The organism is Rathayibacter sp. AY1F4 (assembly GCF_002931775.1).
Lineage (GTDB): Bacteria > Actinomycetota > Actinomycetes > Actinomycetales > Microbacteriaceae > Rathayibacter.
The window spans coordinates 46,951-61,745 of sequence record NZ_PSVE01000023.1 but is presented as its reverse complement, the minus strand read 5'-3'; the positions used below and the strand labels follow the sequence as shown (position 1 = coordinate 61,745).

The following is a 14,795-nucleotide window of genomic DNA, read 5'->3' as shown; positions in this document are numbered from 1 at the left end:
CGGTGACGGTGTTGCCGAGCACGCTCGAGACGGTGTTCGTGAGCAGGATGGGTGACGTCGCGGCAGGCGGCGGGATGCGCGGAGGGGCGCGCGGCGGGAGGATCTCGAGCAGCGATCCGGACAGCCAGAGGGAGATCAACGCGGCGGCTCCGAAGGTCGACGACCTGCTCCGGCGCATCGCGGGACTCTTCCGCGACCACCGCCCCAAGCTCACGCTCACCGTGATCCTCGTGCTCGTCGGCGCCGCCCTCACGGTGGTGCCCCCGCTCCTCACCCAGCTGGCCTTCGACCGCGGGCTCTTCCCGCCCGGCGGACGCCCGAACCTCCCGGTGCTGCTCGAGCTGGTCGGCGTCATGGTGCTGGTCTGGGCGTTCTCGGCGATCCTCGGCGTCTGGCAGACCTACCTCACCGCGACCGTCGGCAACACGGTCATGGGGGAGCTGCGCATCCGCCTCTTCCGCCACCTGCAGGCGATGGAGCTCGGCTTCTTCACCCGCACCCGCACCGGCGTCATCCAGTCGCGCCTCGCCAACGACGTGGGCGGCGTGGCCAACGTGCTCACGAACACCGTCTCGAGCGTGCTCGGCAACACCGTCACCGTGATCGCGGCCGTCGTCGCGATGCTCCTGCTCTCGTGGCAGATGACGATCGTCGCCCTCGTCCTCACTCCGGTGCTCGTCGTGGCCCAGCGCCGCGTCGGCCAGGTGAGGGCGCGCATCGCGACGAAGACGCAGGAGTCGCTGTCCGAGATGACCGCGATCACGCAGGAGACCCTGAGCGTCTCGGGCATCCTCCTGGCCAAGAGCTTCGGCCGCCAGGAGTCGGAGGTGACGCGCTACGCCGACGAGAACGGCCGCCAGATCGAGCTCCAGGTGCGGCAGCAGATGTCCGGCCAGTGGTTCTTCGCGATGGTGCAGATCTTCCTCTCGGTCATCCCCGTGATCGTCTACCTCGTGGCCGCCTGGCTGATCCTCGGCGGCACCACCGTCACCGCCGGGACCGTCGTGGCCTTCACCACCGTGCAGGCGCGCCTGATGTGGCCGCTCCTGGGCCTGATGCGCGTCGCGCTCGACCTGCAGACGGCCGGAGCGCTGTTCGCCCGCATCTTCGAGTACCTGGACCTGCGCCCGGCGATCACGGACAGGGCAGATGCACGCGAGGTCTCGGGCGAGCTCGGCCGGGTCGAGCTCGACGACGTCGTGTTCCGCTACCCCGACCAGACGGAGGACGCGCGCCCGACGCTCGACCACGTCTCGGTCGCGATAGAGCCGGGGCAGTTCGTCGCCTTCGTCGGGCCCTCCGGCGCGGGCAAGACCACCATCTCGTACCTCGTCCCGCGCCTCTACGACGTGGCCGGGGGAGCGGTGCGCTTCGCCGGTACCGACGTGCGCGAGCTGCGGCAGGAGTCGCTCGTCTCGCACATCGGCATCGTCAGCCAGGAGACCTACCTCTTCCACGCGACGATCGGCGACAACCTCCGCTACGCCCGCCCCGACGCGACGCAGGAGGATCTGGAGGCGGCCGCCCGCGCCGCGAACATCCACGCGACGATCACGTCGTTCCCCGACGGCTACGACACCCTGGTCGGCGAGCGCGGCTACCGGCTCTCCGGAGGCGAGAAGCAGCGGCTCGCGATCGCGCGCGTCCTGCTGAAGGACCCGGCGGTCCTCATCCTCGACGAGGCGACCAGCGCCCTCGACACCGTCTCGGAGCGGATCGTCCAGACCGCGCTCGACGACGCCGCCCGCGGCCGCACCACCATCGCGATCGCCCACCGGCTCTCGACCATCGTGTCGGCCGACGTCATCCACGTCGTCGAGGGCGGCCGGATCGTCGAATCGGGCACCCACCGCGAGCTGCTCGGCCTCGGCGGCCTCTACGCCTCGCTCTACGCACAGCAGACGGAGTCGGCCCTCCAGGGCTGAGCCGCGGATCGGCGGCCGGACTTCGCGGGGCTACTCGCAGCCGACGCCGTCTGAGTCGCCGGGCCCGGTGCACGACGTGGGCGGAGAGCACGTGCCACTCCCCGGTGGGGGAGGCGCACGACTCTCAGCCGATGTCGCGCGTGCCGGAGGCGGTCACTCCGCCGGCCGGTCCTCGAGCATCTGCTCCATCAGCGAGATCTCGGCCTCCTGGGCCTTCACGACGGAGGAGGCGAAGTCGGTGGCGACCGTCACGCGGCTCCGGGCGAGCAGCGCCTCGGCCATGTCGATCGCGCCGCGGTGGTGGGCGATCATTAGCTCGAGGAACATCCGGTCGAAGTCGCGGCCCGACGCGCTGCTGAGGGCGGTGATCTGGTCCGGTGTCGCGAGACCGGGCATGCTCGCGGGCACGACGCCGTCCTCGGTCCCCATCCCCATCGACGAATGCTCGTCGGCGGCTCCGGCCAGGGTCGGCCGGCCCATCCAGGTCATCGACGGTTCCGGAGCAGCCTGCGGCAGGCCCCACGAGTTCAGCCAGCCGAAGAGCTGACCGGCCTGCTGCTGCTGGGTGAGCAGGATGTCCTTCGAGACGGTGAGGACCTCGTCGTCGGCGCTGCGCTCGCGGGCGATCATCGCCAGCTCGGCGCCTTGCAGGTGGTGAACCTGCATGTCGCGCGCGAAGCCCGCCTCGGCGCTGGCGCTCGAGGGCGTCGCCGCGGAGGCGAACGGGGCGAGCGCGCCGAAGAGGTAGCCGCCGGCCGCCCCGAGGAGGAGCGCGACCACGGCGACCGCGGCGACGAGGATCCGGCCCCTACTGCTTGCCGGGCGCATCGATCCCTCCGGTGCAGGGGGCGCCGGGCTCCGGAGCGCTCGAGGACTGCCAGAAGCGCTCGACGAAGGCGTCGATGCGGGGGTCCTCGGGCGAGTCGATCGCGACCTGGGCGTCCCAGGCGCTCAGCACGATGGGCGACTCGAGGCCCTCGTAGGGCGAGACGACGGAGTAGGTGTCGGGCATCGCGGCGATCAGCGCGTCGACCTCGCTCTGCGGGAGCTCGGGGTCGTAGGTGGCCCAGACGGCGCCGTGCTCGAGGTCGTGCACCGCGTTCTCGTTCGGGACGGGCTCGTCGTAGACGCCGCAGTTCATCCACACGGCGTTGTGAGGTCCGCCCGCCGGCGGGGTCTGCGGGTAGTCGACGGCGCCGGCGACGTGGGTGGCGTCGTTGTCGAAGGTCTGCAGGCCGTCGATCTCGCGCGCCTCGACGATCTGCTGGTTCCCGAAGACGGTGACCGCGACGATCCCGCCGACCGCGAGGACGGCCAGGGCCGACAGCGACCAGATCCAGATGCGGGAGCCGCGCTTGCGGCGGTCCTGCTCGCGCTTGTAGGCCTCGAGCTTCTCCTGTCGGGCGCGGTTCTTGGCGGACATCGTGTCTTTGGGCACGGCGGCGTCTCTCGTTCTGAGGGCGGAAGGCGCCTGTGGCGGGCGCAGGCGCCTGAGAGGCGCTCTCAGAGGATAACGAGCGAGGCTTCGGATCGGATCAATGCGCGGTCAGGGGAGATCTCGACACGCCCGCGGAGCGGGCCGCTCGATCAGCGGAAGAGGAGGCCGCGGAGGAGTGGGACGGCGCGCCGCCGCTCCGCTCAGGGGGCGAAGGTGAGCCAGAGCAGCAGGCCGTTCAGGACGATGAGGAAGACGGCGGCCAGGGCGGCGGCGAGGGTGGTGAACCAGCGGTTCGTCTGGTCGCCCATCAGGCGGCGGTCGCGGGTCAGGATCACGAGCGGCACGAGCGCGAAGGGGATGCCGAACGACAGGACCACCTGGCTGAGCACCAGCGCGCGCGTCGGGTCGAAGCCGATCGCGAGCACCAGGAGCGCCGGGATCAGCGTGACCAGACGACGCGCGACGAGCGGCACCCGCACCTGGAGCAGTCCGTGCATGATCTCGGCTCCCGCGTACGCGCCGACCGAGGTCGAGGCGAGGCCGGAGGCGAGCAGGCCGACGGCGAACAGGGTCGCGACCACCGGTCCGAGCGCCGCGCCGATGGCCGCGTGGGCGCCCTCGAGGCTGTCGGTCCCGGCGACTCCCGCGAGGGAGTGCGCGGCGAGGAGCAGGATCGCGAGGTTCACGGTGCCGGCGATGGCGAGGGCGATCGTCACATCGATCCGGGTGGCGACCAGGATCCTCCGGCGCGCGCCGACGCCCTCGACGTGGCCGAAGCGGTCGCGGGCGAGCGCGGAGTGGGCGTAGATCGCGTGGGGCATGACGGTCGCGCCGAGGATCGAGGCGGCGAGCAGCACCGACTCCGAGCCCTCGAAGCGCGGCACGAGACCGGCGACGGTCGCGCCCGCGTCCGGCGGATCGACGACCACGCCGACCGTGAAGCCGACGGCGATCAGCACCATCAGCGCCGTGATCACCCGCTCGAACGGCTGCGCCCCGCCCCGCGTCTGCACGAGCAGCAGCACCAGCGAGACCGCGCCGGTGACCACGCCGCCGGCCAGCAGCGGCAGTCCGAAGAGCAGATTCAGCGCGATCGCGCCGCCGATCACCTCGGCCAGGTCGGTCGCCATCGCGACCGTCTCGGCCTGCAGCCAGTAGGCCCGGCGGCCCCAGCGGCCGCGCAGGCGGTCGCCGAGCAGCTCGGGGAGGCTGCGGCCGGTCATCAGGCCGAGCTTCGCCGAGAGGTACTGGATGAGCCAGGCCATCAGGTTGCCGAGCACCACCACCCAGACCAGGAGGTAGCCGAACCGGGCGCCGGCCGTCATGTTGCTGGCGACGTTGCCCGGGTCGAGGTAGGCGACTCCGGCGACCAGCGCCGGGCCGAGCAGGCGGAGGAGGTGGATGTCGGCCGGACGCCGCGGCGGTGCGGCGATCGGTGAGGTCATTCGGGGTCCGTTCCGGGTCGACGGCGGCGCTCGCGGACCCCCACGATAGGGCACCGGCGCGACCGGCGGCACTCCCCTCCCGAGACCGCTCCCTGTGCCTCCGCCCACCCCCGTCACACGCCGGGAGCCGGTTGCTACGCTGGCGGGATGAGCCTGGACCGCGCCCTTCCCGCACGCCCGGAGACCGGGATGGCCTACGCCGATTCGGTCCTCGACCTCATCGGCGACACCCCGCTGGTGAAGCTGGGCCCGGTCGCGGCGGGCGTGCAGGCGACCGTGCTGGTCAAGGTCGAGTACCTGAACCCCGGCGGCTCGTCGAAGGACCGCATCGCCACCCGCATCATCGACGCCGCCGAGCGCGACGGGCTGCTGAAGCCCGGCGGCACCATCGTGGAGCCGACCAGCGGCAACACCGGCATCGGCCTCGCCCTCGTCGCGCAGCAGCGCGGCTACCGCTGCGTGTTCGTGCTGCCGGACAAGGTCGGGGAGGACAAGCGCAACGTCCTCACCGCCTACGGGGCCGAGATCGTCGTGACGCCGACGGCCGTCGCTCCGGAGGACCCCGCCTCCTACTACTCCGTCTCGGACCGCCTCGCCCGCGAGATCCCCGGCGCCTTCAAGCCCAACCAGTACGCGAACCTCAACGGACCGCTCAGCCACTACGAGACCACGGGCCCCGAGATCTGGCGCGACACCGCCGGCCGGCTCACCCACTTCGTCGCGGGAGTCGGCACGGGCGGCACCATCAGCGGCGTCGGCCGCTACCTCAAGGAGGTGTCGGAGGGCCGCGTGCAGATCGTCGGCGCCGACCCCGAGGGCTCCGTCTACTCGGGCGGCGGCGGTCGCCCGTACCTGACCGAGGGCGTCGGCGAGGACTTCTGGCCGAGCGCGTACGACCCGAGCGTCGTCGACCGGATCATCGCCTCCAGCGACGCCGAGTCGTTCGCGATGACCCGCCGCCTCGCCCGCGAGGAGGGGCTGCTCGTCGGCGGATCGAGCGGGCTCGCCGTCTCCGTCGCGCTCAAGGCCGCCGCCGGTCTCGGGCCGGACGACGTCGTCGTCGTGCTCCTGCCGGACGGCGGGCGCGGCTACCTCGGCAAGATCTTCAACGACCGCTGGATGCGCTCCTACGGCTTCCTCGAGATGCGCGACGAGGGCACCGTCCGCGACGTGCTCCGCGCGCGGGCGGCGAGCGGGCAGGCCGACCTCCCGGCGCTCGTGCACGCGCACCCGACCGACACGATCCGCGACGCGATCGGCATCATGACCGAGTACGGCGTCTCGCAGCTGCCGGTGCTGACCGCCGAGCCGCCCGTCGTGATGGGCGAGGTCGTCGGAGCCGTCGACGAGCGCGAGCTGCTCGACCGCGTCTTCGCCGGATCCGCCTCGATGAACGACCCGCTCGGCGACTGCGTGGGCGACGCGCTCGCCCTGATCGGGCTCGGCGAGAGCATCACCGCCGCCCGCGCCGCGCTCACCGAGCGCAGCGCCCTCCTCGTCACCGACGAGGGCAAGCCCGTCGCGGTGATCACCCGACAGGACCTCCTCACCTACGCCACGGCCTGACGGCCGCCGCCTCCGCACCTCCGACCCAGGGAGCCCGCACCATGCCCAAGAAGCAGCACTTCGACACCCGCGCCATCCACGCCGGCCAGGAGTTCGATCCGACCACCGGCGCGGTCGTGCCGCCCGTCTACATGACCTCCACGTTCGTCCAGGACGGCATCGGCGGTCTCCGGGGCGGCTACGAGTACGCCCGCTCGGCGAACCCGACGCGCGACTCGCTCCAGGAGCTCATCGCCTCGCTCGAGGGCGCCGACGTCGCCTACTCCTTCTCCTCCGGCCTCGCCGCCGAGGACACCCTGCTGCGCGCCGCCCTCGCGCCCGGCGACCACGTCGTCCTGGGCAACGACGCGTACGGCGGCAGCCACCGCCTGATCGACCGGGTGCACAGCGCCTGGGGCGTGCGCAACACGGCCGTCGACATGTCGAACCTCCGCGAGGTGCAGCGGGCGATCGTCCCCGGCGAGACGAAGATGCTCTGGGTCGAGACCCCGTCGAACCCGCTGATGACCATCAGCGACATCGCCGAGCTCGCCGACCTGGCCCACGCGCACGATCTGATCGTCGTCGTCGACAACACCTTCGCCTCGTCCGCCCTGCAGCAGCCGCTGGCACTCGGTGCCGACGTGGTCGTGCACTCGACCACGAAGTACCTCGGCGGCCACTCGGACGTCGTCGGCGGCGCGCTCGCCCTGCGCTCGGGGCCGCTGGCCGAGAAGATCGCGTTCCTGCAGTTCGCGGTCGGAGCGATCTCGGGCCCGATGGACGCATGGCTCACGGTCCGCGGCATCAAGACCCTCGGGGTGAGGATGGAGCGCCACTCCGTCAACGCGCAGGCGGTCGCCGAGTTCCTCGTCGAGCACCCGGCGGTGACGGCCGTGCACTACCCGGGCCTGCCCTCGCACCCCGGCCACGAGCTGGCGAAGCGCCAGATGTCGCGGTTCGGCGGGATGCTCTCGCTCGAGCTCGGGACGCCGCGCGCGGCCCGGAAGTTCGCCGAGTCGACCGAGCTGTTCCAGCTCGCGGAGTCGCTGGGCGGCGTCGAGTCGCTGATCGGCTACCCGAGCGAGATGACGCACGCGTCGGTGAAGGGCACGCCGCTGGAGGTCTCGGAGTCGCTGGTGCGCCTCTCGGTGGGCCTCGAGGACTCGTCCGATCTGATCGCGGACCTGTCGGCGGCGCTGCCGAAGAAGTAGAGGCGGGAACGCCGCCCCGCGGGGCGGCATCTCGATGGTGCGCCCGATCCGGCCCCTGCCAGGATCGGGCGCATGACCTCCTCGCGCCGCTTCGTCGACCTCAGCCACACCGTCGCGGACGGGCTGGTGACCTACCCGGGCCTGCCCGCTCCGCGCATCCGGCCGCACCTCACGCGTGAGGCGTCCCGCGCCTCCTACGCGCCCGGCACCGAGTTCGCGATGGACGTCATCGAGATGATCGGGAACACGGGCACCTACCTCGACAGCCCGTTCCACCGCTACGAGGGCGGAGCCGATCTCGCCGCTCTCCGGCTCGAGACGCTGGTCGATCTGCCTGCCGTCGTGGTCGACGCGACCGGAGCCACCGGACGGGGCATCAGTGCGGACGCGGTCGCGGGACTCGACGTCCGCGGCGCCGCCGTCCTCCTCCGCACCGGCTGGGACGCGCACTTCGCCACGCCCGGGTACGGCAGGGGCGCCCCCTTCCTCGGCGGTGCGGCGGCGGAGGCGCTCGTCGCCGCCGGCGCGGTGCTGGTCGGCATCGACTCGGTGAACATCGACGACACGGAGTCGGGCGGATCGCGGCCCGCGCACTCGGCCCTCCTCGCCGCGGGAGTGCACGTCGTCGAGCACCTCACCGGCCTCGGCGGGCTGCCGGCGACAGGGGCGCGCTTCACCGCCGTGCCGCCGAAGGTGCGGGGCTTCGGGACCTTCCCGGTGCGGGCTTTCGCGGTGGTCGACGAGCCCTGACCGGCGCAGGGCGCCCGGGCGCCTCCGGCTAACCTGGACCGATGCATCCCGCTCTCGCCGCCGTCGGCCGGCGCGTCCGGCCCCGCACGCGCCTCGCGGCGCTGGGCCGTCGTGTCCGCCCCCGCACGCGGCTGCGCTCCGCGGCCCGGGTCGTCCGCTCCGCCCCTCAGCGCCTCTCGGAGCGCCGCGCCGCCGTGATCGCCGCCCGGCCGATCGACCACCCCTCGCCCGCGCTCCGGCGCGAGCTGCTGCTGCTCGCCCTGGCCAACCGCTTCTCCCGCCGCTCCGCAGTCGATCCGGCGGGCGAGGTCGTGGTCACGATGACCACGCACGGCGAGCGGCTGCAGCGGGTCCACGTGGCGCTCGAGTCGATCGCCCGCGGCGACGCCCGGCCCGCGCGCCTGGTGCTCTGGCTCGACGACCCGGCCCTGCACGCCGACCTGCCCGCGCCGCTGCGCCGCCTCCGCCGCCGCGGCGTCGAGATCCGCCTGGTCGACGGCTACCGCGTGCACACGAAGTACTACCCGCACCTGCTCTCGGGCCGGGCGGGGGAGCGCGACCTCGTCACCTCCGACGACGACATCGTGTACCCGCGCACCTGGCTGAGGGGCCTGCTCGACGCCCGCTCGCGCTACCCCCGCGAGACCGTGCTCTGCTACCGCGCCCACCGGGTGGGGGTCGTCGACGGCGCCGTCGCTCCGTACACGAGCTGGACGCCGGTCGCCGACACGCGCGCGTCGACCGACGTCTTCGGCACCTCCGTCTCCGGGCAGCTGCTGCCCGCCCCGCTCCTCGGCGAGATCGCCGCGCACGGGGACGCGTTCCGCGAGATCGCCCCGGACGCCGACGACATCTGGCTGCACGTGCGCGCGGTCGACGCCGGCTACCGGATCGCGCAGATCGAGCCCCGCGCCCAGCTGTTCCCGTTCGTGCCGCGGACGCAGCAGTCCGGGCTCTACCTCGTCAACTACTGGGACGGCGGCAACGACCGCCAGGCCCGCGCGGCCTACACGCCCGAGGTGACGGCGCGGATCGCGGCCGACGCGTCCGCGAGAGGGGAGGTGCGCTGATGCGCCTGCTGTTCGTGAGCAACCTCTATCCGCCGCAGGTGCTCGGCGGATACGAGATGACCTGCGCGCGCGTCGCGGAGGCGATGGCGGCCCGCGGCCACACCGTGCGCGTGCTGACCACGCCGACCTACCTGCCGCCGGAGCCCTCGGGCGTCGAGGTGCACCGCACGTTGAGCCTGCGCACCTACTTCCCGCTGCCGCAGACCGGCGGCGAGATCGCTCAGCTGCTGCACCACGAGAGCGCCGTCTCGCGGTTCGAGAACACCCGCATCCTGCTCGAGGAGCTGCGTGACTTCGCGCCGACCCACGTGGTGGCCTTCAACCTGCTCGGGATCGGCGGCCTCGCGCTGATCGACCTGCTGCGCGCGGTGGAGGCCCCGTGGATGTGGAACCTCGGCGACCGCATCCCGAACGCCCTGGTCGACGGGCTGCCCGAGCGCGTGCTCCGCGTCTACGGCGCCCAGGCTCCCGACCACTTCGACCGCGGCGAGATCGTCGCGGTCAGCCGCTCGCTCGTCGACGCGATCGAGGCCGGCGGGCTGAGCCTGGGCGAGGTCGAGGTGATCGGGCGCGGAGTGTCCGTTCCCCCCGACACCGCGGAGCCGCGGCGCTACCGCGAACGCGGGACCACCCGGTTCACGTTCGCCGCGTCGCTCGGCGAGCACAAGGGCGTCGGGCTGGTGCTGGAGGCGGCGGCGTCTCTCGCGGAGGAGACCCGCGACTTCCGCGTGGACCTCTACGGCGACGGAGACGTGGACGGTTGGCGCGCCCGGGCTGACGAGGCGGGCCTGACCGGCCTGGTCGAGTTCCACGGAGCGACGCCGCACGCCGAGGTGCTCGCTGCGCACGGCCGCGCCGACGCGTTCCTCTTCCCGACCTGGGCCGGAGAGGCGTTCGGCGTCGCGCCGGTCGAAGCGGCCGCGGCGGGCGCCGTGCCGATCGTGACGGCGGCCAGCGGAGTCGCGGAGTTCCTCATCGACGGGGTCGACTGCATCAAGATCACCCGCTCCGCCCCGGCGCTCCTCGAGGCGATGCGGGACGTGGCGAGCGGGGCGGTGGACCTCGAGGCGCTCGGCCGGCGGGGCCGGGCCGCGGCGCGCGGACCGCTCTCGTTCGAGCGCTCCGTCGAGCTGATCGAGGCCTCGCTCGAGCGCCGGTCCCGGCCGGGCCTCGCCGACCGCCTCGCCGACACCACCCTCGAGGCCGACATCATGGACAAGGATCTGCGGGCGATGGACGTGCTCCACCGCCGCTTCTCCGGACGGGACCACGACGATGACCACTGACCACGACTTCCTCCAGGACCCCGGCTCCGCGCCCACCCGGCTCGGCCGCGGCGGCGTCGTGCTCCGCGACGCGGTGCACCGGCTGGTCGCCCCCTGGTTCGAGCAGGCGCGGCTGCGCACGGAGGAGCTGCGCGCCGAGACGGCGGCCCTGCGCGACGAGGTGGCCGGGCTCCGCGGCGAGCTGAGCGCGGTGCAGGGCGACGTCTCCGTGCTGCGCGACGAGTCGGCGGGCCTCCGGGCGGCGCTGGACGAGCTCAGCGCGTCGGTCGCGGCCGACCGCGCCTCGTCCGAGGCGGCGGGTGCGGCGGCCGCCGAGCAGGCCGCCGACACCGCGGCGGCTCTCGACGAGCGCGTCCGCGGGGTCGAGCTCGAACTGCGGGCGGTCACCCGGCGCCTCGCGGAGGCGCTCGACCGCTGAGGCGGCGAGGCCCGGTCCTCGCGGCGATCAGGCGGGGACCGCCGTCCGCGCGAGCAGCTCTGCGATGCGCCCGGTGCAGCCGCCGCAGCCCGTGCCGGCGCGGGTCGCCCGCCCGACGCAGGCGACCGTCCCGTGTCCCGCCGCAGCCGCATCGGTGATCATCGCCGCCGTCACGCCGTTGCACCAGCAGACCGTGGCATCGGCGGCGAACGGATCGCCGGTCGCGGCGGTGCCCGCATCCGGGGCGTCCAGACGCAGGAGGCTCGACCGGTCCGCCGGCAGCTCCGAGCCCCGCTCGAAGAGGAGGCTGAGCTCGGCGCCGACCCGGGGCAGACCCACCGAGACGAACCCGCGCAGCACTCCTCCCGCGGTCACGAGCTTGGCGTAGCCGCCGCGGGCGGGGTCTGCCCACAGGGTCACCTCGAGGTGCTCCTCGCCCGGGCGGTGCGGGTCCCACGGCTCCGGGGCCACGTCGCCTCCTGCCACGAGGTCGACGCCCTCGGCCTTCAGCATCACTACCGCCGGTCGGGCGTCGGGGACGCGCTCCTCGCCGCAGCGGCCCTCCGCCTCCGCCCGGATCCGCGCTGCGAGCCGGTCCGCCTGCTCCCATCCCGGACCGATCAGTCCGCTCGGTCCGCCGGGCACGCGGCCGTCGGGCAGGGCCGAGCCGCGGGGGGCGACGTGCGCGCAGTCGCCGATCGCGAAGACGTCCGGGTCGCTCCAGCTGCGCAGCTGCTCATCGACCAGGATCCCGGTCGAGACGGCGAGCTCCGCGCCCGCGGCCAGCTCGACCCGCGCACCGACACCGCACGAGAGCACCAGCAGATCCCCCTCGATCTGCTTGCCGTCAGCGCAGACGAGCGCCTGGAAGTGCGCACGGCCGCGGTCGTCGTGCGCGAGCAGGACGCTCTCGGACCGGGCGTGCGCCACCATCTCGACGCCGGCCGCGCGGGCGGCCGCGGCCAGCATCCGGCCCCCGCCCGCGTCGAGATTGCGGGCCATCGGGATGTCGCCGTGGAAGACCACCACCACCTGCGCGCCCTGCTCGGCGGCCGCGAGGGCGAACTCGATCCCGAGCACTCCCGCCCCGAGCACGACGAGGCGCGCGCCGGAGCGCACGGACTCGCGGACCACCCGGGCGTCGGCCAGGTCGCGCAGCGCCACCACCCGCTCCGGGAGGGGCCGGGAGCCCGCGTCGAGCGACTCCGGATCGGCGGCGCGCACCGTCCGCTCGCGTCGGGACCGCTCCATCCCGGCGAGGGTCGGCACGTTCGCCCGGGCGCCGGTGGCCAGGACGACGCGGTCGTAGGGCAGCCGCTCGCCGTCGTGCAGCCGCACGACGTTCCGCGCGCGGTCGATCCCCACGACGGCCGCTCCCAGGCGCAGGACGACGCCCGCCGCCTCCGCCGCCGTCCGGTCGCCGAGGTCGAGGCGCTCGCGGGTCGCCCGGCCGACGGCGTACTCCGCGAGCAGGACACGGTTGTACGGGTCGTCGCTCTCGGCGCCGACCACCGTCAGGGCGACCAGACCGGCCCGCACGGCCGGCAGCAGCTCCTCGACGAAGCGCGAGCCGACGGGGCCATAGCCGATCAGGACGATCCGCTCGGGAGGTGTCTCAGGCATGTGCCGTCCCTTCCGCGCGGACCCAGACCCGCGTGCGCTTGAACTCGGGCATCGACGACACCGGGTCCACGACGGCCTCGGTGAGGAGGTTCGCGCACTGCTCACCCGCGTAGTGGAAGGGCAGGAACACCGTGTCGTGGCGGATGTCCGCGGTGACGCTCGCGCGGGCGCGGACCACGCCGCGCGCGTTCCCGATCGCCACAGGTGCTCCGTCGCGGACGCCGAGCCGCGAGGCGGTCGCCGGGTGGATCTCGAGCCGAGCCTCGGGGCGGGCCGCATCGAGCTCCGCGACCCGCCGGGTCTGGGTGCCCGACTGGTACTGCTGGAGGTAGCGGCCGGTCACCAGGGTCAGCTCCTCGCCGCGGTCCACGACGACGGGGACGGCGGGGATGACGGCGACCAGGCGCGCCCGGCCGTCGGGGTGCCCGAAGCGCTCAGCGAAGAGGCGCGGCGTCCCCGTGCCGCCCGCGGGGTAGGGCCAGTGGGCGGCGATCCCGGTGTCGAGCAGGGCGTGCGAGAGGCCGGAGTAGTCGGCCACGCCTCCCGCGGACGCGCGGGCCAGCTCGTCGAACACCTCCGCGGGGACCGTCGACCAGCTCGAGGGGGCGTCGAGACGGCGCGCCAGTTCGCTCATGATCCAGAGCTCGCTGCGCACTCCCGCCGGCGGGTCGATCGCCCGGCGGCGGCGGAGCACCCGGCCCTCGAGCGAGGTCATCGTGCCCTCCTCCTCCGCCCACTGCGGCACCGGGAGCACCACATCGGCCAGCGCGGCGGTCTCGGAGAGGAAGAAGTCGCAGACGACCAGCGTGTCCAGGGCCTCGAGCCCGGCGCGGACGGCGTCGGCGTCCGGAGCCGAGACGACCACGTTGGAGCCGTGCACCAGCAGGCAGTGCACGGAGCGTCCGAGCTCGGCGAGCAGGGCGGTGGCGGGCAGGCCCGGGCCGGGGATCGATTCGGGCGTCACGTCCCAGACGGCGGCGACGTGGCGCCGCGCCTCCGGATCGCGGATGGAGCGGTACCCCGGGAGCTGATCGGCCTTCTGGCCGTGCTCGCGTCCGCCCTGGCCGTTGCCCTGACCGGTGAGCGTGCCGTACCCCGACCCCTCGCGGCCCACCAGGCCGAGCACGAGAGCGAGGTTGATCGCGGCGGTCGCGGTGTCGGTGCCGTCGACGTGCTGTTCGACCCCGCGGCCGGTCAGCACGAACGACCGCCCCGCGGCGAGCCGGCGCGCGAGGGAGCGGAGGAGCGTGGTCGGCACGCCCGTGACCGCGGACGTGCGCTCCGGCCACCACGCCGAGACGCTGCGGCGCACCGCCTCGGCGCCGGTCGTGCGCGCGGCGAGGTAGGCGGTGTCGGCGAGGCCCTCGGCGAAGACCAGGTGGGTCAGCCCGAGCAGGAGCGGCAGATCCGTCCCCGGGGCGGGCTGCAGATGCGTGCCGGCGCCGTCCTCCGTCAGCCGCGCGGTGGCCGAGCGGCGCGGGTCGACGACCACCAGGCCGCCCCGCGAGCGGGCACCGGCGAAGTGGGCGAGAAGCGGCGGCATCGTCGCGGCGACGTTCGAGCCCAGGAGCAGGATCGTGTCGGCGTCGTCGAGGTCGGACACCGGGAACGGCAGTCCGCGATCGACGCCGAAGGCGCGGTTGCCGGCCGCCGCGGCCGAGGACATGCAGAAGCGGCCGTTGTAGTCGATCCGGGAGGTGCCGAGAGCGATCCGAGCGAACTTCCCGAGCTGGTAGGCCTTCTCATTGGTGAGGCCCCCGCCGCCGAAGACGGCCACCGCGTCGGCGCCGTGCCGCTCCCGGACGCCGCGCACCGCCCCGGCGACCGCGTCGAGCGCCTCCTCCCACGACGCCTCCGCGAGGACGCCGTCGGCACCGCGCAGCAGCGGGGAGACCAGCCGCTGTCCGCTCGCCAGCAGCTCGGCGGAGGTCCAGCCCTTGGCGCAGAGCCCGCCCCGGTTCGTCGGGAACTCCCTCCCCTCGACCGCCAGGGGCACGGGGCCCGCCGCGGGTGTCAGCGTCATCGCGCACTGCAGGGCGCAGTACGGGCAGTGGGAGTCGGTCGGGGCGGGTGCGCTCATC

12 protein-coding genes are annotated in these 14,795 nt (G+C 73.9%); 7 read left to right on the top strand and 5 right to left on the bottom strand.

What is annotated here, in order from left to right; genetic code table 11:
- Positions 1 to 47: 47 nt before the first annotated feature.
- Positions 48 to 1,925, top strand: coding sequence for an ABC transporter ATP-binding protein (locus tag C5C59_RS13820; protein WP_104251291.1), 1,878 nt, complete (start codon positions 48 to 50; stop codon positions 1,923 to 1,925).
- Positions 1,926 to 2,078: 153 nt separating this feature from the next.
- Here the strand turns inward: C5C59_RS13820 and C5C59_RS13815 are convergent, their stop codons facing one another.
- From C5C59_RS13815 to C5C59_RS13805, 3 genes are all read right to left on the bottom strand, one after another.
- Positions 2,079 to 2,753: a DUF305 domain-containing protein gene (locus tag C5C59_RS13815; RefSeq protein ID WP_104224341.1), complete on the bottom strand. Its 675-nt coding sequence runs from the start codon at positions 2,751 to 2,753 to the stop codon at positions 2,079 to 2,081.
- On the bottom strand, positions 2,734 to 3,363 hold the full coding sequence (locus tag C5C59_RS13810) for a DUF3105 domain-containing protein (protein ID WP_244230507.1): 630 nt from the start codon (positions 3,361 to 3,363) through the stop codon (positions 2,734 to 2,736). The genes C5C59_RS13815 and C5C59_RS13810 overlap by 20 nt, the downstream gene beginning before the upstream one ends.
- A 200-nt stretch (positions 3,364 to 3,563) precedes the next feature.
- Positions 3,564 to 4,808, bottom strand: coding sequence for an Nramp family divalent metal transporter (locus tag C5C59_RS13805; protein ID WP_104227179.1), 1,245 nt, complete (start codon positions 4,806 to 4,808; stop codon positions 3,564 to 3,566).
- Positions 4,809 to 4,997: 189 nt separating this feature from the next.
- Between C5C59_RS13805 and C5C59_RS13800 the strand changes: the two genes are divergently transcribed.
- The 6 genes from C5C59_RS13800 (at position 4,998) to C5C59_RS13775 (ending at position 11,091) form a co-directional block, all read left to right on the top strand.
- The gene (locus C5C59_RS13800) at positions 4,998 to 6,374 is read left to right on the top strand and encodes a cystathionine beta-synthase (RefSeq protein ID WP_104227178.1); all 1,377 of its coding nucleotides are present in this window, start codon (positions 4,998 to 5,000) and stop codon (positions 6,372 to 6,374) included.
- Between the two features lie 41 nt (positions 6,375 to 6,415).
- Entirely contained in the window at positions 6,416 to 7,567 is a 1,152-nt protein-coding gene (locus C5C59_RS13795) for a cystathionine gamma-synthase (protein WP_104238260.1), read from the top strand.
- A 72-nt stretch (positions 7,568 to 7,639) separates the two neighbouring features.
- On the top strand, positions 7,640 to 8,317 hold the full coding sequence (locus tag C5C59_RS13790; RefSeq protein WP_104238259.1) for a cyclase family protein: 678 nt from the start codon (positions 7,640 to 7,642) through the stop codon (positions 8,315 to 8,317).
- Between the two features lie 41 nt (positions 8,318 to 8,358).
- Positions 8,359 to 9,387: a glycosyltransferase gene (locus C5C59_RS13785; RefSeq protein WP_104238258.1), complete on the top strand. Its 1,029-nt coding sequence runs from the start codon at positions 8,359 to 8,361 to the stop codon at positions 9,385 to 9,387.
- Positions 9,387 to 10,673: a glycosyltransferase gene (locus C5C59_RS13780; RefSeq protein WP_104238257.1), complete on the top strand. Its 1,287-nt coding sequence runs from the start codon at positions 9,387 to 9,389 to the stop codon at positions 10,671 to 10,673. The genes C5C59_RS13785 and C5C59_RS13780 overlap by 1 nt, the downstream gene beginning before the upstream one ends.
- A complete protein-coding gene (locus tag C5C59_RS13775; RefSeq protein WP_104238256.1) occupies positions 10,663 to 11,091 on the top strand; it encodes a hypothetical protein in 429 nt (142 codons plus the stop codon). Before C5C59_RS13780 ends, C5C59_RS13775 begins: the two co-directional genes overlap by 11 nt.
- Positions 11,092 to 11,118: 27 nt before the next feature.
- Here C5C59_RS13775 and C5C59_RS13770 read toward each other — a convergent pair whose 3' ends face one another.
- Positions 11,119 to 12,714: an NAD(P)/FAD-dependent oxidoreductase gene (locus C5C59_RS13770; RefSeq protein WP_104238255.1), complete on the bottom strand. Its 1,596-nt coding sequence runs from the start codon at positions 12,712 to 12,714 to the stop codon at positions 11,119 to 11,121.
- Entirely contained in the window at positions 12,707 to 14,794 is a 2,088-nt protein-coding gene (locus C5C59_RS13765) for a molybdopterin oxidoreductase family protein (RefSeq protein WP_104238254.1), read from the bottom strand. The genes C5C59_RS13770 and C5C59_RS13765 overlap by 8 nt, the downstream gene beginning before the upstream one ends.
- Between the last annotated feature and the right edge of the window lies 1 nt (position 14,795).

What these genes read in the sequence shown, in the direction of transcription:
- C5C59_RS13820 (WP_104251291.1), top strand. Translation starts at nt 48, where the DNA reads ATGGGTGACGTCGCGGCAGGCGGCGGGATGCGCGGAGGGGCGCGCGGC.
- C5C59_RS13815 (WP_104224341.1), bottom strand. Translation starts at nt 2,753, where the DNA reads ATGCGCCCGGCAAGCAGTAGGGGCCGGATCCTCGTCGCCGCGGTCGCC.
- C5C59_RS13805 (WP_104227179.1), bottom strand. Translation starts at nt 4,808, where the DNA reads ATGACCTCACCGATCGCCGCACCGCCGCGGCGTCCGGCCGACATCCAC.
- C5C59_RS13800 (WP_104227178.1), top strand. Translation starts at nt 4,998, where the DNA reads ATGGCCTACGCCGATTCGGTCCTCGACCTCATCGGCGACACCCCGCTG.
- C5C59_RS13795 (WP_104238260.1), top strand. Translation starts at nt 6,416, where the DNA reads ATGCCCAAGAAGCAGCACTTCGACACCCGCGCCATCCACGCCGGCCAG.
- C5C59_RS13790 (WP_104238259.1), top strand. Translation starts at nt 7,640, where the DNA reads ATGACCTCCTCGCGCCGCTTCGTCGACCTCAGCCACACCGTCGCGGAC.
- C5C59_RS13785 (WP_104238258.1), top strand. Translation starts at nt 8,359, where the DNA reads ATGCATCCCGCTCTCGCCGCCGTCGGCCGGCGCGTCCGGCCCCGCACG.
- C5C59_RS13780 (WP_104238257.1), top strand. Translation starts at nt 9,387, where the DNA reads ATGCGCCTGCTGTTCGTGAGCAACCTCTATCCGCCGCAGGTGCTCGGC.
- C5C59_RS13775 (WP_104238256.1), top strand. Translation starts at nt 10,663, where the DNA reads ATGACCACTGACCACGACTTCCTCCAGGACCCCGGCTCCGCGCCCACC.
- C5C59_RS13770 (WP_104238255.1), bottom strand. Translation starts at nt 12,714, where the DNA reads ATGCCTGAGACACCTCCCGAGCGGATCGTCCTGATCGGCTATGGCCCC.
- C5C59_RS13765 (WP_104238254.1), bottom strand. Translation starts at nt 14,794, where the DNA reads ATGAGCGCACCCGCCCCGACCGACTCCCACTGCCCGTACTGCGCCCTG.